Genomic DNA, 19,826 nt, shown 5'->3' on the forward strand with positions numbered 1-19,826 from the left:
GCATCTACCCAGGTCGATCTACGCGTTGGCCCGCAACCTGGCCGGCTCGTCCGCCCCGCGGTAGGTGCGGCGGTAGGCCAGCGGTGCCACGCCGATCGCGGCGTGCAGGTGTTGGCGCAGTGACGTGGTGGTGCCGAACCCCGCGTCCGCCGCGATGCGCTCCACCGGGAGATCGGTGCTCTCCAGGAGCCGCCGGGCCAGCGCCACCCGTTGCGTCGTCAGCCAGCGTGCCGGACTGAGCCCGGTCTCGTCGCGGAACCGGCGCGTGAATGTCCGCACGCTCATGGACGCGTGCGCAGCGAGGTCGGCGAGAGTCAGCGGCCGGTCGATGCGCTCCAGCGCCCAGGCCCTCGTGGGTGCGGTGCCCGGGCCTTCGGGGTCGGGGATCGGCTCCATGAACTGGGACTGCCCGCCGTCGCGCCACGGCGCCACCACACTGCGCCGCGCCACGCGGTTGGCCACCGCGGCGCCGTGGTCGCGCCGGACGAGGTGCAGGCACAGGTCGATCCCGGCCGCGTTGCCCGCCGAGGTCAGCACGTCGCCGTCGTCGACGTAGAGGACGTCGGGATCGAGCAGCACCGCCGGGAACAGGGCCCGGAACGCCGCGGCGTGCATCCAGTGGGTGGTGGCGGGCCGGTGGTCGAGCAGGCCGCAGGCGGCGAGCACGAATGCGCCGGTGCAGATGGACACCATGCGCGCGTCGAGACCCTCCAGTGCGGCCGCGAGCTCGGGCTCGAGCTCGCCGCGCTCCTTCGCGGAGCCACCGTAGATCCCGGGGACGATGACCGTGTCCGCCGTGCGCAGGATCGACGCATCGTGGTCGGGCAGCACCTGGTAGCCGGCGGAGGTGCGGACCGGGCCGCCGTCCAGTGTCGCCACGCGGACCCGGTACAGCGGCCGCTCGTCGTCGTCGACGGCGCCACCGAGGAACCGGTGTGGCAGTCCGAGCTCGAACGCGACCACGGTCGGCAGGGCGAGCACCGCGACCTCGTGGACGTCGGGGAACCGGGATCCGCCCGGGCTGTCGACGACAGGCATGGCCGAATCCTTTCATAGGATGGCCTTCGGGCCACTGTCGTCCTGGATGTCGCTGCACGATGCTGGCTTCTCGTGACCGAAGTCAGCACGCCGGTGAGCACCCGGCCGGGGCATCGCATCCATCCCGCCTGGTGGGCCGCGGCCGTCACCTTCCTGGCGCTCGTCGGCGCTGCGGGCTTCCGCGCCGTTCCCGGCGTCCTGATGGACCCGCTGCACGACGAGTTCGGCTGGTCGATCTCGACGATCTCGCTCGCCACCGCCGTCAACATGGCTCTGTACGGCCTCACGGCTCCGTTCGCCGCCGCGCTGATGGAGCGTTTCGGCATCCGCTACGTCGTCACGGCGGCGCTGGTGGTGGTGGCCGCGGGCAGCGGCCTCACCGTGTTCATGACGGCGAGCTGGCAGCTCGTCCTCTGCTGGGGCGTGCTCGTCGGGTTGGGCACGGGCTCGATGGCGCTCGCGCTCGTCGCCACCGTCACCGGACGCTGGTTCGTCGCCCGCCGAGGGCTCGTCTCCGGTGTGCTGACCGCGGGCGGGGCCGCGGGTGGCCTGGTGTTCCTCCCGCTCGTGTCGCAGCTCGCCGTCGCGCACGGCTGGCGGCCTGCCGCCCTCGCCGTGTCGGTCGCGGCTCTCGCCGTGGCGCCGTTCGTGCTCTGGCTGCTGCGCGACCGCCCCCGCGACATCGGCGTGACGCCCTACGGCGGCACCGAGGCCGACGACGTGGAGCCGGTGCGGTCGGGCGCCGCGCGGCTCGCGCTGCGGGCGCTGGGCACCGCGGCCAGGACGGGCCCGTTCTGGTACCTCGCCGCGGGCATGATGATCTGCGGCGCCACCACGATGGGGCTGATCCAGCCGCACTTCATCCCCGCCGCCCACGACCACGGCATGCCCCCGACCACAGCGGCGGGACTGCTCGCGCTGGTCGGGATCTTCGACGTGGCCGGCACGATCGCGTCGGGCTGGCTCACCGACCGCGTCAACCCCCGGCTGCTGCTGCTCGCCTACTACGTGCTGCGCGGGCTCTCGCTGCTCGCTCTGCCGTGGCTGTTCGGGCCGGACATCCAGGCGAACATGCTGGCGTTCATCGTGTTCTACGGGCTGGACTGGGTGGCGACGATCCCGCCGACGATGGCGCTGTGCCGGGAGCTGTTCGGGGCTGCCGCGCCCGTCGTCTTCGGCTGGGTGTTCGCCTCGCACCAGGTGGGCGCGGCCCTGATGGCGCTCGGTGCCGGCATCGTGCGTGACGAGCTGGGCACGTACGACATGGCCTGGTACGCCGGTGGGGTGCTGGCCGTGGTGGCAGGCGTGCTCTCGCTGCTGGTCCGGCGGGTGCGGGTGCCGGCCCCGGCGTGACCCGGGGCCGGCCGAACCCGGTCAGCCGTGGTTGATCTCGTCCCAGCCGTCGACCTCGGAGGGCAGGCGCGGGCCGGGGCCGATGTACTGCGCGGACGGGCGCACGAGCTTGTTCTCCCGCTTCTGCTCCATGATGTGCGCCGACCAGCCCGCCGTGCGGGCGCTGGTGAACATCGCGGGCATCATGTGCGGCGGAACCTCGGCGAAGTCCAGGATCACGGCGGCCCAGAACTCGACGTTCGTCTCGATGGGGTGGTCGGGGCGGCGGGAGCGGAGCTCGGTCAGGGCCGCCTGCTCCAGCGCAGCGGCCACCTCGTACCGCGGAGCCTTCAGCTCCTGGCAGGTGCGGCGCAGCACGCGGGCCCGCGGGTCCTCGGCCCGATAGACCCGGTGCCCGAAGCCCATGAGCTTCTCCCTGCGGTCGAGGATGCCCGTGACCAGCGCCTCGGGGTCACCGGAGCGCTCCACCGCCTCGAGCATCGGCAGCACCCGCGCCGGCGCGCCACCGTGCAGGGGTCCCGACATCGCGCCGATCGCTCCGGACAGGGACGCCGCGACGTCGGCGCCGGTGGAGGCGATGACGCGCGCGGTGAAGGTGGAGGCGTTCATCCCGTGCTCGGCAGCCGACACCCAGTACGCGTCCACGGCCTTGATGTGCGCAGGGTCCGGCTCGCCGCGCCAGCGCGTCATGAAGCGCTCGGTGATCGTGGTGCACTGGTCGATCCGCGACTGCGGCACCGCGGGAACACCGATCCCACGAGCGGACTGCGCGACGTAGGACAGCGCCATCACCGACGCCCGCGCGAGCTGCTCGCGGGCCTCGGCATCGTCGATGTCGAGCAGCGGCCGGTAGCCCCAGTACGGAGCCAGCATCGCGAGCGCGGCCTGCACGTCGACGCGGACGTCACCCGTGTGCACGGGGATGGGGAACGACTCGGCGGGCGGCAGGCCCGGGCCGAACCGGCCGTCGACGAGCAGGGCCCAGACGTTGCCGAACGTCACCTTGCCGACGAGGTCCTCGATGTCGACGCCGCGGTAGCGCAGGGCTCCGCCGTCCTTGTCAGGCTCGGCGATCTCCGTGCGGAAGGCCACGTGGCCCTCGAGCCCCGACTTGAAGCCCGGCGGTGGCGGGGGAACCACGTGCTCACTGCGCCCCGCCGGTTCCGCGGCAGTGGCGCCCGGAGGGGTGGTGCCCAAGGGGGTAGGTGTGGTGGTCACCGCGGGTCTCCTCGTCGTGGTCCCGACACAGGTCACCGGCCGCCGGCACCGGTGGCGTCGTTGGCCGGGCTTCGACGGTCGGCCCGGAGGAGTGCGCCCGGGCCGGGCCGCCGACCACGGCCGTCGGTGACGGTCGACGTGGCTGGCGCCACGATGCCTTCGTGGCCTCGTGGAGGCAACGGGGCAGCAGGGTGGCATCGGTCACCGGATCTTTCGGACCAAACCGCCCCGCCATAGCGTGAGGTCGGCAACCTGGGGGAGGCGTGTCATGGCGGAGCGGCTGGCGACCATGCGGGTGGACTACGACTGCGAGGGGTTCGACATCGACGGACTGGCTCCCACATGGCACGAGCAACTGGCCCGCTGGCTCGTCGAGGCAGAGGCGGCCGGGGTGCCCGAGGCCAACGCGATGGTGCTGGCCACGGTGGGGCAGGACTTCCGGCCGTCGTCGCGAACGGTGCTGTGCAAGGGGGTCGATGCGCGCGGCGTGGTGTTCTACACCAACTACACCTCGGCCAAGAGCCACGACCTGCGGGCGAGCCGCTACGCGTCGGTCACCTTCCCCTGGTACGGGATGCACCGGCAGGTGCACGTCCGGGGCCCGGTCGAGCTCGTGTCGGCGGAGGAGACGCGCAGCTACTGGGCCACCCGGCCCCGCGGCTCCCAGCTCGGTGCGTGGGCGTCGGCGCAGTCGACGGTCGTGCGCGACAGGCGGTCGCTCGACGACGCGCTCGAGGCCGTGACGCGGCGGTTCGCCGACAAGGACGTGGTGCCCGCGCCGCCGCACTGGGGTGGCTGGCGCATCGCGCCGGATCAGGTGGAGTTCTGGCAGGGCCGCGCCAACCGCATGCACGACCGGCTGCGGTTCGACGTCGACGGTCACGACCGCAGTTGGACGGTCCGCCGCCTCGCCCCCTGACGCGGCGGCGGCGCGCGGACCGTGATTCTCGGCACTCACCGCCGGGTGCAGGGTGGCGCCTACGGATCCGCTGAGGTTCTGTGATGCCGAGGTGGCGGCCGTCCTACGTCGATGGACCGGTGCACCGGCGTCCCGGGGGCCGGTGCCGGGCCCATGAATCTCCCATCTCGAAGTGGTAGTCGTATCTCCGTGATGTCCGGTCCGGAGGAACCCACCCGCCCGAGCCGGCTCGGGCCGGAACCGCCCACCACGCAGATTCCCTCGGGGCCGGACGCTCCGACCCGCCCGACCGAGCGCCCGACGTCCAGGACACGGAGGATCGGCGGGGTCGTCCGCGGTGCTCTGGCCGACACCCGCCCGCTGCGCACCCCGGCCTACCGGCGGCTCTGGTTGGCCGGTGTGGTCACGGTGGTCGGCTCGCAGCTGTCGGTGGTGGCCGTCCCGACGCAGATCTACCAGCTCACCGGCTCGTCCGCATACGTCGGACTGACCGGGCTGTTCGGGCTGGTGCCGCTGGTCGTGTTCGGGCTGTGGGGCGGTGCCATCGCCGACGTGATGGACCGGCGCCTGTTGCTCCTCATCTCCGGCGGCGGAATCGCACTGTCGTCGCTGGCGCTGTGGGTGACCGCCGCGAGCGGCGCCGGTGGCGTGTGGAGCGTGCTGGTGCTCTTCGCCGTGCAGACCGCGCTCCTCGCCATCAACCAGCCCACGCGCAACGCGGTGATCCCCCGCCTCCTGCCGCCGGGGCAGCTACCTGCCGCCAACGCGCTCAACATGACGGTGCAGCAGGTCGGGGCCATCGCCGGGCCGCTGCTGGCCGGGGTCCTGATCCCGGTGGTGGGGTTGCCGACGCTCTACCTCGTCGACGCCATCGCCCTGCTCGCCACCCTGTGGGCGACGTGGCGGCTCCCGGCGCTGCCGCCGGAGTCGGCCGCCAGCCGCCGGGCAGGAGCGCGCCAGGTCATCGAGGGGTTCCGCTACGTCGCCCTGCACAAGGTGCTGCTGGTGTCGTTCCTCATCGACGTCGTGGCCATGGGCTTCGGCATGCCGCGGGTGGTGTTCCCGGAGATGGCGCACACGGTGTTCGGGGATCCGATCGCCGGGGGCCCGGCGCTCGGGTTGCTCTTCGCCGCGATCCCCATCGGGATGGTGGTCGCCGGGCTGTTCTCCGGCTGGCTCACCCGGGTGCGACGGCAGGGAGTGGCGGTCACCTTCGCCGTCTGCACGTGGGGCGTCGGCATCGCCCTGTTCGGGCTGTCGGGCTCGCTGTGGTTCGCGGTGCTGTTCCTCGCCGTCGCGGGTGCGGGTGACATGGTCAGCTCCGCGTTCCGGAACTCGATGCTGCAGACCGTCGCCACCGACGAGATGCGTGGCCGTATGCAGGGCGTGTTCACGGTGGTCGTGGTGGGTGGCCCCCGGCTCGCGGACCTGTGGCACGGGCCCGCGGCGGACGCGATCGGCCCGTCGGCTGCCGCTGCGGTGGGCGGCTTCGCCGTGATCGTGGGGGCGATCGCCGTCGTGGCCGTGTTCTCCGTCTTCTGGCGCTACCAGGCCCCCGCCGAGGCCGGGGGACCGTCGAAAGCCATGTGACGTCCAGATCTCGATCGTGACAATCCAGACGATCAGCAGGTGACGTAACGGGCGTCACCCGTCACCATCAGGCCATGACTGATGTGAGCACGGTCACCGGACAGCCGCCGCTGAAGCGGGCGATCGGACCGAAGCTGCTGCTGTTCTTCGTGATCGGCGACATCCTCGGCACCGGCATCTACGCCCTCACCGGCTCGGTGGCCGGCGTGATCGGGGGCGCGCTGTGGCTGCCGTTCCTGCTCGCGTTCATCGTCGCGTTCATCACGGCCTTCAGCTACCTCGAACTGGTCGGCAAGTACCCGAGAGCCGCCGGTGCCGCCCTGTACACGCACAAGGCGTTCGGCATCAACTTCCTGACCTTCATGGTCACGTTCACGGTGATGGCCTCCGGAGTCACCTCCGCCGCCACGGCGGCCAAGGCCTTCGGTGACACCTACCTGCGGCAGTTCATCGAGCTGCCCACCTGGGCGGTGGCCGCGGCCTTCATCGCCGGCCTCGCCCTGATCAACTTCCGCGGCGTGGGGGAGTCGGTCAAGGCCAACGTGGTGCTCACCATCATCGAGCTGTCCGGCCTGCTGCTCATCATCGGTGTGGGGATCATCGCGGTGGCCGGTGGTGCGGGGGAGCCGTCCCGCCTGGTGGAGATCAACACCGGGGAGACCACGGCGTTCGTCGCGATCACCGCCGCCACGTCGCTGGCGTTCTTCGCGATGGTCGGGTTCGAGGACTCCGTCAACATGGCCGAGGAGTGTCACAACCCCCCGAAGATCTTCCCGCGGGCGATGCTGCTCGGGATGGGCATCGCCGCTGCCATCTACGTGATCATCGCGGTGCTGTCCTCGATGCTGGTGCCTGCCGACGACCTCGCCGAGGCGAAGAGCAGCGCCCTGTTCCGCGTGCTCGAGGTGGGGGCGCCCGGGTTCCCGCTCGGCGTGTTCGCCGTGATCGGCCTGTTCGCGGTGGTGAACTCCGCACTGATCAACATGCTGATGGCGAGCCGTCTGCTCTACGGCATGTCGAACGAGCGGATCCTCCCGCCGGTGCTCGGCAGGGTGCACGAGGGTCGCCGCACCCCGTGGGTCGCCATCGTCTTCACCAGCGTCATTGCCGTCATCCTGGTGGCGTCCGTCGACATCACCGCGCTGGGCGGCACCACGGCCCTGCTCCTGCTGGCCGTCTTCACCGTGGTCAACATCGCGGTGCTCGTGCTCCGCCGCCGCGACCCCGTGGAGCACGCGCACTTCCGGGCGCCGTCGTGGACCCCTTACGTCGGCATCGTGCTCTGCGGCTTCCTCGCCACACCGCTGTCCGGACGGCCGTTGCAGCAGTTCGCGCTGGCTGGGATCCTGTTGCTGGTCGGCGCAGCGCTCTGGGTCATCAACTATTTCATCGTCGGCAAGGTGGATGTCGACCCTGAACAGCTCACCAAGAGCTGAGCGCCCCACGTCACATGCTCTGGCGGGCGCGGTCGGCGGGCCGAGCACTAGCGTTGCGGCCAACCACGAAAACGAAGAGTGCGAGGGAACCTCCACATGGCCGACGAGACCACGAGCGCTGTCCTGCACCACCCCGGCGGTGAGTACGAGATGGCGATTCAAGACGCCAGCGAAGGCGCTTCCGCCTTCGACATCTCCAAGCTGCTGCCTTCCACGGGGCTGGTCACGCTCGATTCCGGCTTCGGCAACACCGCGGCATGCAGTTCGGCGATCACCTACATCGACGGTGACGCCGGGATCCTGCGCTACCGGGGCTACCCCATCGACCAGCTCGCCGAGAGCTCGACGTTCCTGGAGACCAGCTACCTGCTGATCTACGGGGAGCTGCCGTCGCAGACCGAGCTCGACGCCTTCACCAACAAGATCAGCCGCCACACCCTGCTGCACGAGGACCTGAAACGGTTCTTCGACGGCTTCCCGCGCGACGCGCACCCGATGCCGGTGCTCTCCAGCGCCGTCAGCGCGCTGTCCACCTTCTACCAGGACAGCCTCGACCCCTTCGACGAGGACGCCGTCGAGCTGTCGACGGTCCGGCTCCTGGCCAAGGTGCCCACCATCGCGGCCTACGCTTACAAGAAGTCCATCGGGCAGCCGTTCCTCTACCCCGACAACTCCCTGGGACTCGTCGAGAACTTCCTGCGGATGACGTTCGGCTTCCCGGCCGAGCCCTACGAGATCGACCCCGACTTCGCCCGTGCACTCGAGACTCTGCTCATCCTGCACGCCGACCACGAGCAGAACTGCTCGACGTCCACGGTCCGGTTGGTGGGATCGTCGCAGGCCAACCTGTTCGCGAGCATCTCGGCCGGCATCAACGCATTGTTCGGGCCGCTCCACGGTGGGGCGAACCAGGCGGTGCTGGAAATGTTGCAGCGCATTCGCGACGTCGAGGACGGCAACGTCGACGCCTTCGTCGAGCGCGTCAAGAAGCGGGAGAAGGGCGCCCGCCTGATGGGCTTCGGGCACCGCGTCTACAAGAACTACGACCCGCGCGCGAAGATCGTCAAGCAGAGTGCCGACGACATCCTCAAGAAGCTCGGGGTCACCGACCAGCTCCTCGACATCGCCAAGGCCCTCGAGGAGCGCGCGCTCGCCGATGACTACTTCGTCGAGCGCAAGCTCTACCCGAACGTCGACTTCTACACCGGTGTCATCTACCGGGCCATGGGCTTCCCCACCAAGATGTTCACCGTGCTGTTCGCGCTCGGCCGGCTGCCCGGCTGGATCGCGCACTGGCGGGAGATGATCAGCGACCCCACCACGAAGATCGGTCGCCCGCGCCAGCTGTACATCGGCTCCACGGAGCGTCCGTACGTGTCGATGGACCAGCGCTGAGGTCCGTCCGTCCCACAGCGGGGTGACATCGCCGGCGTTCACCGCCTGCGGTGCCACCCCGCTGACGTTCTGCCTCGATCGACGCGCGGGATGTGGCCACCGCCGTTAGCGTCGGCCCATGGCTGACACCGCCGTCGTCTGGTTCCGGCGTGACCTGCGGGTACGGGACCAGCCCGCCTTCCTCGCCGCCTCCGACGCAGCGTCCCGGTCGCTCGCGCTGTTCGTGCTCGACCCTGCGCTGCTCCGGCCGTCCGGCGCGGCCCGGCGCACGTTCCTCTACCGGTCGCTGCGCACGCTCGACGAGGCGCTGGGCGGGCGGCTGATGGTGGTCCACGGCGACCCCGCCGAGGTCGTCCCCGCCGTCGCGAACGCCGCCGACGCGGCTTCCGTGCACATCGCCGCCGACTTCGGCCCCTACGGCACCCGCCGCGACGAGGCCGTCGAGAAGTCGCTCGCGGACGCGGGTCGTGAGCTCGTCCGCACCGGATCGCCGTACGCGGTCGCGCCGGGACGGGTGCGCAAGAACGACGGGAGCCCGTTCCGGGTCTTCACCCCGTTCCGCCGGGCCTGGGCCGAGCACGGCTGGCGTCCCCCCGCCGAGACCGACGCGTCGACCGTCGCATGGCTCGACCCGGCCGCGCTGGACGCCGGCCCGACGGCCGTCGGGATCCCGGACGACGACCCCGTGGACGCCGGGCTCCCCGACGCGGGCGAGGACGCGGCACACCGGCAGTGGGCGGCGTTCCTGGCCGACGCGGTGACCACGTACGGGGGCGACCGGAACCGGCCCGACAAGGAGGGCACCTCCCGGATGTCGGTGTACCTCAAGTACGGGGCGATCCACCCGCGCACGCTGCTCGCGGACCTGGCGTCCCGGCGCTCGGAGTCGACCGAGACGTACCGCACCGAGCTCGCATGGCGCGAGTTCTACGCCGACATCCTGTTCCAGCGGCCCGACTCCGCCCGCGGCAACTACGACCGGGCCTTCGACGCCCTGCCGCTCGAGTCCGGCCGCGAGGCGGAGGCGCGCTTCGACGCATGGCGCGACGGCCGGACCGGGTTCCCGATCGTCGACGCGGGGATGCGCCAGCTCCGCGAGCAGGCGTGGATGCACAACCGGCTGCGCATGATCGTCGCGAGCTTCCTCGTCAAGGACCTGCACCTACCCTGGTGGCGGGGCGCACGTCATTTCATGCAGCTGCTCGTGGACGGGGACCTCGCGTCGAACCAGCACGGGTGGCAGTGGACCGCGGGAAGCGGCACCGATCCGGCGCCCTACTTCCGCATCTTCAACCCGGTGGTGCAGGGGGAGAGGTTCGACCCCGACGGCGACTACGTGCGGCGCTTCGTCCCCGAGCTGAGGGGCGTGGCGGGCAAGGCGGTGCACCAGCCGTGGGCCCTCCCCGGCGGTGCGCCGGCCGGATATCCGGAGCCCATCGTCGACCACCGCGTCGAGCGTCAGGAGGCGCTCGCCCGCTACGAGCGCGTGAAGGCGGAGCGTCGCTGATCCGCCCCACGTCCCCGATCGGGGCGTGACCTGCGCGGAAGTGACGGATTCCGCATCAGAGGGTGAGCAACGCCGACCCACGTAATTGCTCCATACGGGGGGTCGCCTTAACCTTCGGGGCACACCGACGGAGAGGGTGAGCCATGGCCGAGGAAGACGAGACGCGGCCTCGGCGGCGACGCGGGTGGCTCGGGCTGGTCGTGCTGTTGCTGGGCGTGATCATCTGGTTCGTGCGCTTCCGCCGGGGCGCCGTCGGCCCGGTCGACCCATGGCGGGGGTTGCAGCCCGTGCCGGCTCCCGCCGCCCCCCGAATCAGTGCCGTCCGACCGCTCCCGGCCCCCGCCTCCGCCCCCGCCTCCGCTCCCGCCGCTCGTGAGGCGGCCGCCCCGGCTCGCGCCGTCCCCCCGGCCGCCGCGACGCCTCCCGCACCTTCCGCTCCCGCGGACTCGAAGGCATCGGACGCAGCGGCGGGCGTGGGTTCGGATCAGGATTCGGACCCGGCCCCCGCGAGCGGGGTCGACTCGTCCACGGACGTGCCGCCTACGCGCCCGTCCGACTCCTCCTCCGTCATCTCGACTCCTCTGACGCCGGCTGTTCCGACCATGGCTCCCGAGTTCCCGTCCGTCGCCGCCCCGGCACCGGCCGTTCCCGCGCCGGCCGCTCCGGCTCCGGCTGCCTCAGCTCCCGCTCCCGCCACCTCGGCTCCGGCCGCTTCGGCCCCTGCTGCTCCAGCTCCGGAGGCGCCGGCTCCTGCCGCCTCGGCTCCCGCCGCTCCCGCTTCGGAGTCTCCCGCTCCTGCCACTCCGGCTCCCGTCACCTCGACGCCCGCCGCTCCCGCTTCGGAGGATTCGGCTTCCGCTCCCTCGGCTCCCGCCGCTTCGGCGCCTGCCGCTCCCGCCGGTTCGGCTGCCGCCAGTTCGGCTCCCGCCAGCCCGGATCCCACGACTCCGGCACCCGACGCTCCCGCCGGTTCGGCTCCCGCCAGTTCGGTTCCAGCCGCTCCGGCTCCCGCCGCCTCGGCCCCTGCCACTTCGAGCCCCGCCGCCCCGGCTGTCGCCGCCTCGGCGTCCGCTGCTGCGACTTCCGCTTCCGCCATCTCCGCCCCGAGCGCCTCGGCCCCCGTAGCTCCGGTAGACCGATCGGAGGCCGAGCCGACGGCCTCGATCTTCGAGCCCGCCACCCCCGCGCCTGCCGAGCCGGCGCTGCCCAGCTGGACGGATCCGTCGGACGATGCCGTCACCGAGCTGCTGCCGACGACAGCGCCCCTCCAGCCGCAGCACGAGGAGGAGCCGCACTCGCTGTTCACCCCCGCGCCGCCCAGGCGGGTGACCCCGCGCCCTGACCGGCCGTCCCCGTCGCCCCGCCGCCGCAAGCCCGCGTCGCCGCGAGCGGGAGAACTTCCCCCTGGCGCGGCCGCCGCGCTTGCGGACGGCGAGGCTCCCGACCCCGACTACACGATCAAGGCCACCACCGGCTCCCTGCTCTTCCACCCGCCCGCCAGCCCGTACTTCCGGCGGACGAAGGCTGAGATCTGGTTCCGCAGCGCCGAGGACGCCCGGGCCGCCGGGTTCACCGAGTGGACTCCGAAGAAGCGCACCGACTCCTGATCCGCCCCGGTACGCGAGTAGCCGCCTCGACCCCGGCCCTGCCGAGGACTCGCGGGCGGAGATCGAGCGACTCACGGGGAGCCGCGACGGTGATCGCCGCGAGATCCACCGATTGGCCCTCGGGAGGGTGGTTACGTGGGTCTCGTGGCGATCGTCGTGGCGACTCCCACCGGTGATCGCCGCGAGATCCGTCTATTCGCCCTTGTGAGGGCGACTGCGTGAGTCTCGGGCCGATCTTGGTGGCCGGCGGCTCGGGGGTCAGGGGCGGGAGGAGAGGGCCTCGCGGAGGCTCACCCGCGCCCCGGTGCGCAGCACGGAGTTCCGGTAGACGCGCCCGGCCAGCCGCACCACCACCACGATGGCGACCACCGCGAGCAGGGCCGCCACCGCCACCTCCTGCAGGGAGGCCACCCCGAGGGCGTAGCGGGCGGGCATCACCGTCTGGGAGAAGAAGGGGATGAATGACAGCACGGTGGCCAGACCGTTGCGGGGGTCGTTGGGCAGGAGGTTCATGGTGAGGATGAACGGGATCAGCAAAACGAAGATCATCGGGGCGACGACCGAGCTGAGCTCCTCCTGGCGCGACACGGTGGATCCGACGGCCGCGTAGAGGGACGCGAAGAGGAAGAAGCCCAGCAGGTACCAGACCACCACCATGACGAACATGCCCGCGGCGGCGGTGGGCAGCGTCAGCAGTCCCGCCGCCGATGCACCCACCGCGCTGATCGCGCTGAGGATCACCAGCTGCAGCAGCCCGACCGCGCCGAGCCCGAGGATCTTCCCGGCGAGGAGCTGCCACGGCTGGATGGTGGCCAGCAGGAGCTCGACGACGCGGCTCTGCTTCTCCTCGACCACGCCGGTGGCCACGAGCTGGCCGTAGCCGCTGAGGGAGAAGAACAGCAGGATGACACCGACCAGGGCGAGCGCGAGCTTCTGGCCGGACTCGGGGTCCTCGGGCTCCAGCGTGTCGACGCTCACCTGCGACTGTGCGCGGAGCTGCGTGGGGTCGATCCCGGCGCCGGTGAGCGCGGTGGTGAGGGTCTGCTGTTCGACGGCCGCGCCGACGAGCGACTGCAGCTTGCTGTCCACCGAGTCGAGTCCGAGCAGCTCGTACCCACCGGCCTCGCCGGTGAGGAGCGCGTCGAGGTCGCCGGAGTCGACCTGCTGCCTGCCGGCTTCGTCGTCGACCGTCGTGACGGTCAGGTCGATGCCCTGGGCCGTCGCCGACTGCTCCAGCATCGGCTGCAGCGCCGCGGTCTGCGACGTGACGCCGAGGGTCTTGCTGTCGGACTGCGAGCCGATGTAGGCGCTCAGCAGGAAGACGCCGCCGAACAGGACCAGGGTGACGACGAGCCCGATCACGAAGGTGCGGGACCGGACCTGGGAGACGAACTCGCGGCGCGCCACGAGCAGGACCACCTGCCTGGTGGAGAGGGGGCCCGTCATGCCGCCGGCTCCTCGGAGTGGTCGTTCGCGGTGGGTCCGGCCTCGACGACGTCGCGGTAGAGCTCGGTGAGCGGTGGGCGCCAGCGCCGGAACTCGTGCACCGGGCCGGCCGCCAGGGCCGCCTGCAGGAGGTGCTGGTCGTCGACGCCCGGCGCCAGGCGCACCCGGGCGTGGGTGGGGCCGTCGGCGACGACGAGCTCCACACCCGGGATGCCGTCGGTCCAGCCGGTCGGCGGCCCGTGGACGTCGAGGACGGTGGCGCCGTCGAGGGCTCTGAGCTCCTCGACGCTGCCGACGGCGACCATCCGCCCTGCCGCGATGATCCCGATCCGGTCGCAGAGCCGTTCGACCAGGTCGAGCTGGTGACTGGAGAAGATCACCGGCACTCCCGAGTCGGCCTTGTCGCGCAGCACGCTGCTCATCACGCCGACGGCGGTGGGGTCGAGGCCGGAGAACGGCTCGTCGAGCACGAGGACCTCGGGGTCGTGCACGAGCGCCGCGCACAGCTGCACGCGTTGCTGGTTGCCCAGCGACAGCTTCTGCACCTCGTCACCGACCCGCTCGGAGATGCCGAGCCGCTCGGTCCAGCGCTGCACCGACGCGACGGCGTCGGTGTTGCTCAGCCCGTGGAGCCTGGCGAGGTACTGCAGCTGCTCGCCGACCTTCATCTTGGGGTAGAGCCCGCGCTCCTCCGGCATGTAGCCGATGCGCCTGCGGAGGTCGGCGTCGATCGAGGTGCCCTTCCAGCGGACCTCGCCAGAGTCGGCCTCGAGCACACCGAGCACGATCCGCATCGTCGTGGTCTTCCCGGCGCCGTTGCTGCCGACGAACCCGAACACCTCGCCCGGCCGCACCGCGAAGGTCACGTCGGCGAGCGCCTGCCGCGATCCGAACCGCTTCGAGATCCCCCCGATGTCCAGCACGCGAGAGACCCTACTGGTCGGTCAAGCCCCTTTCGCCGTCCTTTGACCCAAGACCGTTCGGACGTCGCGGCTTGCGTTCGAGCGCGCTCGAAGTCCTAGCTTCGCAGGCATGACAAACGCTGATACGACGCCATCGACCTGGATCATCACCGGCGCCGCGCAGGGCCTCGGCCGCGCGCTGGCCGAGTCCGCGTTGGCTGCGGGAGACCGCGTCGTTGCCGCCGTCCGACGGCCGGACGCGGTGGCCGACCTCGCGGCAGCACACCCCGACAGATTCGCCCCGATCTCCGCCGACGTCCGCGACACCGGCCGTGCGCCGGAGGTCATCCGGGCCGCGCTCGACCGGTTCGGCCGTATCGACGTCCTGGTCAACAACGCGGGACGCGGCCTCGTCGGGGCTGCTGAGGAAGTGGACGAGGCGACCCTGCGCGACCTCATGGACCTGCATCTGTTCGGCCCGGCCGCGCTCGTGCGTGCGGCGCTGCCGGTGATGCGGGAGCAGGGCAGCGGCACCATCGTCCAGATGAGCAGTCAGGGCGGACGCATGTCGTTCCCCGGCGTGGGCGCCTACTCGGCCGGGAAGTTCGCCCTCGAGGGCTGGTCGGAGGCGCTGGCCGGCGAGGTCGCGCCGTTCGGCATCCGCGTGCTGATCGTGGAGCCGAGCCGGTTCCGCACGGCGTTCAACGCCCCGGGCGTCCTGGGCTTCGCCGACGTGAGCGACACCTACGACGGCGTCCTCGACGCGGTCCGGGCGGACATGGCAACCGCGGACGGGATGCAGCAGGGCGACCCGGCCCGCGCGGGAGGCATCCTGGTCGACCTCGTCCACGGCTCGGACCTGCCGCTGCGGCTCGCACTCGGCCGCGAGGCGGTCGAGCGGATCTCCGCGTCCTACCGCCGCGGCCTCGACGAGCTCGAGCGATGGCGGCACGCCGCGGTCGACGCCGACTTCGCCGACGCCGTCCCCTCGGTCCGGCCGATCTAGTAACTAGGCTCGATCACGATGGCAACCGAGGACCTGATGAGCAGGGCGCTCAGCGCGCTCGGCGAGGTGGACGGACCGATGTCGGTCGAGGTGATCCACCGGCTCGTCGACGTCTCCGGCGTCGATGACCCGATGACGATCACCGAGGTGGCCGACCTGCTCGACCTCTCGCCGCACACGCTGCGCTACTACGAACGGATCGGACTGATCGAGGTCGGCCGGGACTCAGGCGGCCACCGCGTCTACGAGCCCGCGGCGGTGCGGCGCCTGGTGTTCCTGACCCGCATGCGCCTGTCCGGGATGGCGATCCGGGACCTGCAGCACTACATGGCTCTCGTCGAGGCCGGCGAGGACACGGTGCCCGAGCGGCTGGAGATGTTGCTCGAGCACCGCGACACCGTCCGGCGCCAGATCCGCGAGCTCACGCTGTCCCTGGCCGCCACCGAGTACAAGATCGCGACCTACGGCGGCGCCACCGGCGACGGATCCAGCATCGGTGACGCCGGGCCGACAGCGCACTGAGATCGGGCGGTCAACCCCGATTCCCGGCTTCGAGACCGGGCACGGAGATGCCGTAGCCGCGGATCTTGCGGTAGATCGTGGCCCGCGACATCCCCAGGTGGCGAGCCGCCTCCGCCTTGTTGCCGTCGTTGTCGAGCAGGGCGTCGACGATCGCGTCGCATTCGATGGCTTCGAGCGGTGTGAGCACCCGGCGGGTGATCGCCCGGCACTCCGGGGGCAGGTCGGCCGCGGTCAGCACCCCGGACCGGCGCCGGGCCACGGCCTTGCGCAGCACCTGGTACAGCTGCTCGATGTTGCCGGGCCAGCGGTTGCGCATGAGCACGCGCAGGGCGTCGGAGGAGCAGGTGAGGTCGGTGCCCCGGGTGAGCCGCGCGAGCAGGTGGGGGACCAGCTCGGCGACGTCCTCCACGTGGTGGCGCAGCGGCGGCACCTGGACGGTGCGCGGGAAGGACTCCAGCAGGACGCTCGACTCGAGGCCGCCGGGCCCGACGGTGACGACGACCCATGGCCGCTCGGGGTCGGTGGACTCGCGGTGCGGCTCGAGTGCGTCGGCCAGAGCCCGAATCCCGTCGGGGGCCAGCCGGTCGACGTGGGTGAGCACGAGCGTGCCGCTGCCGTTCTCCAGCTCGTCGATGATCTCGGCGATCCAGCGCGGGCCGTAGTCGTCGGCGTCGAGGAGGCGCAGGTGCGCGGCGGGGGTGCGCCTCTGGTGGGTGGCGCGGGCGATGGTGGTCTTGCCGGTGCCCGCCTCGCCCTCGAGCACCAGCCACTCCCGGTTGTGGAAGTGGCGGTCGACGGCCTGGCAGCACTTCACCCAGAGCACCCCGGACCCGACGGCGGCCAGGGAGGTCATCGCGGGCAGGGCCGCCTGGCGGGTGCGGGAGATCTCGGGTGCGGCGAGCTGCACGAGCAGGACGCCGCCGACCGCGTCGCGGTCGGTCCAGCTCGGGCGGCAGCTGACCCGGGCGACCGCGCCGCTGGGCAGGTCGACGAGAAGCAGCCGGCGTCCGGAGCTCAGCGCCTCGGTGGCCCCGGCGATCAGCGTGACCTGGTCGGCGGGGTCGATCAGCTCCCTGGCGCTGTCGTTCATCATCACCAGGTCGGGGCTGATGGCGAGCACCGCGCCGCGGTTGCGCCGGCACGCGGTGAGGTAGTCGTGGAGCAGGGCGAGCTCGCGTGGACCGGACTGGTCGAGCAACGCCCCCTCGATCTGGCGCGCGATCCGGGCCACGGCGGTGGACATGAACCGGCCGGCGTCGGGCCGCCAACAGGTGAGGTCGACGACGCCGAGCAGCTTGCCGTTGACGGGGTGCCAGATGGGGGCACCCGCGCAGGCGAGGTCGGCGAGGCCGTCGACGTAGTGCTCGTGGCCGAACACCTGCGCGGGACCGCGGCCCTCCAGCGCCGTGCCGATCCCGTTGGTGCCGATGAAGCGCTCGGCGTAGGAGAAGCCGGGGGCGAGCCAGACCTTGTCCAGGTGCTGGTTCAGCGTGGAGTCACCGGTGCGGCGCTCCAGCACCACGCCGTCGGCGTCGGTCAGGATCAGGCTGACGGGTTCCCCGGCCAGCTGGTCGGTGACGTCGGCCATGATGGGTGACGCCGCCCGGACGAGTGGTGAGTCGCGCTCCGGCGCGAACTCGCACGACAGTTCGACGCTGTCGGTGGCCACGTCCCACTCCCGGGAACGCGTCCAGGACGCCAGGATCGTGTCGCGGACCGAACCCTCCTCGACCTGGTCGTCCACCAGGAAGGACGTGCGGGCGCGTACCAGCACCTCGGCGGACCTGTCGGTCCGTCGAGGCGGGAGTGCGTGGTTCGAACGGACCAAGCGCGTGCTCTCCCTCGGCGCAGCGGTGCTTCGCGACGGTGCGGAAACCTTGCGTCCACGTGAAGGTACCGCTCCGCGGTGCGCCATGGGGGCGAGCAATCGGACACCGTCTCATATTGAGACCACTGGGTGACGCCCGGAGAGGTGTGATTCCGGGCACGAGACAAGGGTCCGGTGCAAGCTGCCCGCACTGCTCAAACCGGGGACGCGTCTCGGGTCACCTCCGCTGCCGGCGCCACCCGCGCAGGACCGGCACCGCGGACGGGGGCAGACCACGGGGAGCGGCGTGTGCTCCTGCCGGTCCGGTGACAACGCCGGGTGGGCGGACGGCGCGCACGTCGGTCCGCGGCCCACCACCACCGTGAGGAGTCGATGTGAGTCGGCAGAGTCTGGCGAAGGCTCATCAGAAGATCCAGGAACTCGCCTGGGAGCCGCAGTACCACGAGCCGTACATGAAGTACGGGACCGACTACACCTTCCGGAAGTCCGCCAAGAAGGACCCGCTCAAGCAGGTTCTCCGGTCCTACTTCCCCATGGAGGAGGAGAAGGACAACCGGGTGTACGGCGCCCAGGACGGGGCGATCCGCGGCAACATGTTCCGGCAGGTGCAGGAGCGCTGGCTGGAATGGCAGAAGCTGTTCCTGTCGATCATCCCGCTGCCGGAGATCTCCGCGGCCCGGTCGATGCCGATGCTGTTCCACGTGGTTCCGAACCCGGAACTGCACAACGGCCAGGCGATCCAGATGATCGACGAGGTCCGGCACTCGACGATCCAGCAGAACCTCAAGCGCCTGTACATGAACAACTACATCGACCCGGCGGGCTTCAACAACAGCCTGCGGAACTTCCAGAGCGACTACTGCGGCACCATCGGCCGTCAGTTCGCCGAGGGGTTCATCACCGGCGACGCGATCACGGCGGCGAGCATCTATCTGACGATCGTCGCGGAGACGGCGTTCACGAACACGCTGTTCGTGGCCATGCCGGCCGAGGCGGCGGCCAACGGCGACTACCTGCTGCCCACGGTGTTCCACTCGGTGCAGTCCGACGAGTCGCGGCACATCTCCAACGGCTACGCCACCCTGCTGATGGCGCTGTCGGACGAGGACAACCGCCAGTTGCTCGAGCGGGACCTGCGTTATGCGTGGTGGAACAACCACCGCGTGGTGGACGCCGCCATCGGCACGTTCATCGAGTACGGCACGAAGGACCGCCGCAAGGACCGTGAGTCCTATGCGGAGATGTGGCGTCGCTGGATCTACGACGACTACTACCGGTCCTACCTGGTGCCGCTGGAGAAGTACGGCCTGACGATCCCCCACGACCTCATCGAGGAGTCGTGGAAGCAGATCTGGGAGAAGGGCTACGTCCACGAGGTCGCGCAGTTCTTCGCCACCGGTTGGCTCGCCAACTACTGGCGCATCGACGCGATGACCGACGAGGACTTCGAGTGGTTCGAGTACAAGTACCCGGGCTGGTACGACAGGTACGGCAAGTGGTGGGAGAACTACTCCCGCCTCGCCACGCCCAACGGGCACAACGCGATCGTGGCCGAGGACGTCGACTACGTCTATCCGCACCGGTGCTGGACCTGCATGGTCCCGTGCCTGGTGCGTGAGGACATGGTCATGGCCGAGGTCGAGGGCCAGTGGCGCACGTACTGCCACGAGGTCTGCCGGTGGACCGACGTCGAGGCGTTCCGGCCCACCTACCAGGGCCGGGAGACCCCGAACATGGGTCGGCTGGTCGGTCACCGCGAGTGGGAGACGCTGTACCACGGGTGGAACTGGGCCGACGTGGTCAAGGACATGGGCTTCGTCCGCGACGACGGCAAGACGATGACGGCGCAGCCGCATCTCGACCTCGACCCCAAGAAGATGTGGACGCTCGACCACATGCGGCGGATGCCTCCGCTGCAGAGCCCGAACGTCCTGCTCAACGAGATGAGTGACGACCAGCGGCAGGCGTTCCACGCCGACTACGTCCGCCAGGGTCCGGCCGGCCGCCCGGCACCTACCGACGCCTGAGCGCGGGTCAGGCGAAGGGGGAGGGCCGCCCG

16 protein-coding genes are annotated in these 19,826 nt (G+C 71.1%); 10 read left to right on the top strand and 6 right to left on the bottom strand.

The genetic code is table 11. From position 1 onward, the window contains the following. Positions 1–18 precede the first annotated feature (18 nt). Positions 19–1,038, bottom strand: coding sequence for a GlxA family transcriptional regulator (locus AC5L35_RS21675; protein ID WP_495061490.1), 1,020 nt, complete (start codon positions 1,036–1,038; stop codon positions 19–21). Between the two features lie 72 nt (positions 1,039–1,110). Here AC5L35_RS21675 and AC5L35_RS21680 point away from each other — a divergent pair, with 72 nt between their 5' ends. Continuing rightward, positions 1,111–2,391 (top strand): MFS transporter, encoded by a 1,281-nt coding sequence (locus AC5L35_RS21680; protein WP_495061491.1) that lies wholly within the window; start codon positions 1,111–1,113, stop codon positions 2,389–2,391. A gap of 21 nt (positions 2,392–2,412) precedes the next feature. Here AC5L35_RS21680 and AC5L35_RS21685 read toward each other — a convergent pair whose 3' ends face one another. Further along, positions 2,413–3,531, bottom strand: coding sequence for a citrate synthase 2 (locus tag AC5L35_RS21685; RefSeq protein WP_495061613.1), 1,119 nt, complete (start codon positions 3,529–3,531; stop codon positions 2,413–2,415). Between the two features lie 346 nt (positions 3,532–3,877). On the opposite strand from AC5L35_RS21685, the gene pdxH reads away from it, so the two are divergent. From pdxH to AC5L35_RS21710, 5 genes are all read left to right on the top strand, one after another. Beyond that, positions 3,878–4,528 carry a pyridoxamine 5'-phosphate oxidase gene (gene pdxH, locus AC5L35_RS21690; protein ID WP_495061492.1) on the top strand — a complete coding sequence of 217 codons (651 nt, stop codon included), beginning with the start codon at positions 3,878–3,880 and terminating at the stop codon, positions 4,526–4,528. Positions 4,529–4,720: 192 nt separating this feature from the next. Beyond that, positions 4,721–6,118, top strand: a complete 1,398-nt coding sequence (locus tag AC5L35_RS21695; protein WP_495061493.1) for an MFS transporter — start codon at positions 4,721–4,723, stop codon at positions 6,116–6,118. A 74-nt stretch (positions 6,119–6,192) separates the two neighbouring features. Next, positions 6,193–7,554 carry an APC family permease gene (locus AC5L35_RS21700; protein WP_495061494.1) on the top strand — a complete coding sequence of 454 codons (1,362 nt, stop codon included), beginning with the start codon at positions 6,193–6,195 and terminating at the stop codon, positions 7,552–7,554. 96 nt (positions 7,555–7,650) lie between these two features. After that, complete coding sequence (locus AC5L35_RS21705) at positions 7,651–8,949, top strand: citrate synthase (RefSeq protein ID WP_495061495.1); 1,299 nt, start codon at positions 7,651–7,653, stop codon at positions 8,947–8,949. A 118-nt stretch (positions 8,950–9,067) separates the two neighbouring features. Next, positions 9,068–10,456, top strand: coding sequence for a cryptochrome/photolyase family protein (locus tag AC5L35_RS21710; RefSeq protein ID WP_495061496.1), 1,389 nt, complete (start codon positions 9,068–9,070; stop codon positions 10,454–10,456). Between the two features lie 484 nt (positions 10,457–10,940). On the opposite strand, the gene AC5L35_RS21715 is transcribed toward AC5L35_RS21710, so the two are convergent. Further along, positions 10,941–11,696 carry a hypothetical protein gene (locus tag AC5L35_RS21715; RefSeq protein ID WP_495061497.1) on the bottom strand — a complete coding sequence of 252 codons (756 nt, stop codon included), beginning with the start codon at positions 11,694–11,696 and terminating at the stop codon, positions 10,941–10,943. Positions 11,697–11,781: 85 nt separating this feature from the next. Between AC5L35_RS21715 and AC5L35_RS21720 the strand changes: the two genes are divergently transcribed. Then, entirely contained in the window at positions 11,782–12,063 is a 282-nt protein-coding gene (locus AC5L35_RS21720) for a sunset domain-containing protein (RefSeq protein WP_495061498.1), read from the top strand. Positions 12,064–12,321: 258 nt separating this feature from the next. Here the strand turns inward: AC5L35_RS21720 and AC5L35_RS21725 are convergent, their stop codons facing one another. Beyond that, positions 12,322–13,509: an ABC transporter permease gene (locus tag AC5L35_RS21725; RefSeq protein ID WP_495061499.1), complete on the bottom strand. Its 1,188-nt coding sequence runs from the start codon at positions 13,507–13,509 to the stop codon at positions 12,322–12,324. Continuing rightward, entirely contained in the window at positions 13,506–14,432 is a 927-nt protein-coding gene (locus AC5L35_RS21730) for an ABC transporter ATP-binding protein (RefSeq protein WP_495061500.1), read from the bottom strand. Before AC5L35_RS21730 ends, AC5L35_RS21725 begins: the two co-directional genes overlap by 4 nt. A gap of 109 nt (positions 14,433–14,541) precedes the next feature. Between AC5L35_RS21730 and AC5L35_RS21735 the strand changes: the two genes are divergently transcribed. Both AC5L35_RS21735 and AC5L35_RS21740 read left to right on the top strand, forming a co-directional pair. Beyond that, positions 14,542–15,417, top strand: coding sequence for an SDR family oxidoreductase (locus tag AC5L35_RS21735; protein WP_495061501.1), 876 nt, complete (start codon positions 14,542–14,544; stop codon positions 15,415–15,417). A gap of 18 nt (positions 15,418–15,435) precedes the next feature. Beyond that, on the top strand, positions 15,436–15,939 hold the full coding sequence (locus tag AC5L35_RS21740; RefSeq protein WP_495061502.1) for a MerR family transcriptional regulator: 504 nt from the start codon (positions 15,436–15,438) through the stop codon (positions 15,937–15,939). A 10-nt stretch (positions 15,940–15,949) separates the two neighbouring features. On the opposite strand, the gene AC5L35_RS21745 is transcribed toward AC5L35_RS21740, so the two are convergent. Next, positions 15,950–17,713, bottom strand: coding sequence for a sigma-54-dependent Fis family transcriptional regulator (locus AC5L35_RS21745; protein WP_495061503.1), 1,764 nt, complete (start codon positions 17,711–17,713; stop codon positions 15,950–15,952). Positions 17,714–18,156: 443 nt separating this feature from the next. Between AC5L35_RS21745 and AC5L35_RS21750 the strand changes: the two genes are divergently transcribed. Further along, a complete protein-coding gene (locus tag AC5L35_RS21750; protein ID WP_495061614.1) occupies positions 18,157–19,794 on the top strand; it encodes a ferritin family protein in 1,638 nt (545 codons plus the stop codon). Positions 19,795–19,826: the final 32 nt, after the last annotated feature.

The organism is Pseudonocardia sp. OZ21, assembly GCF_059359135.1.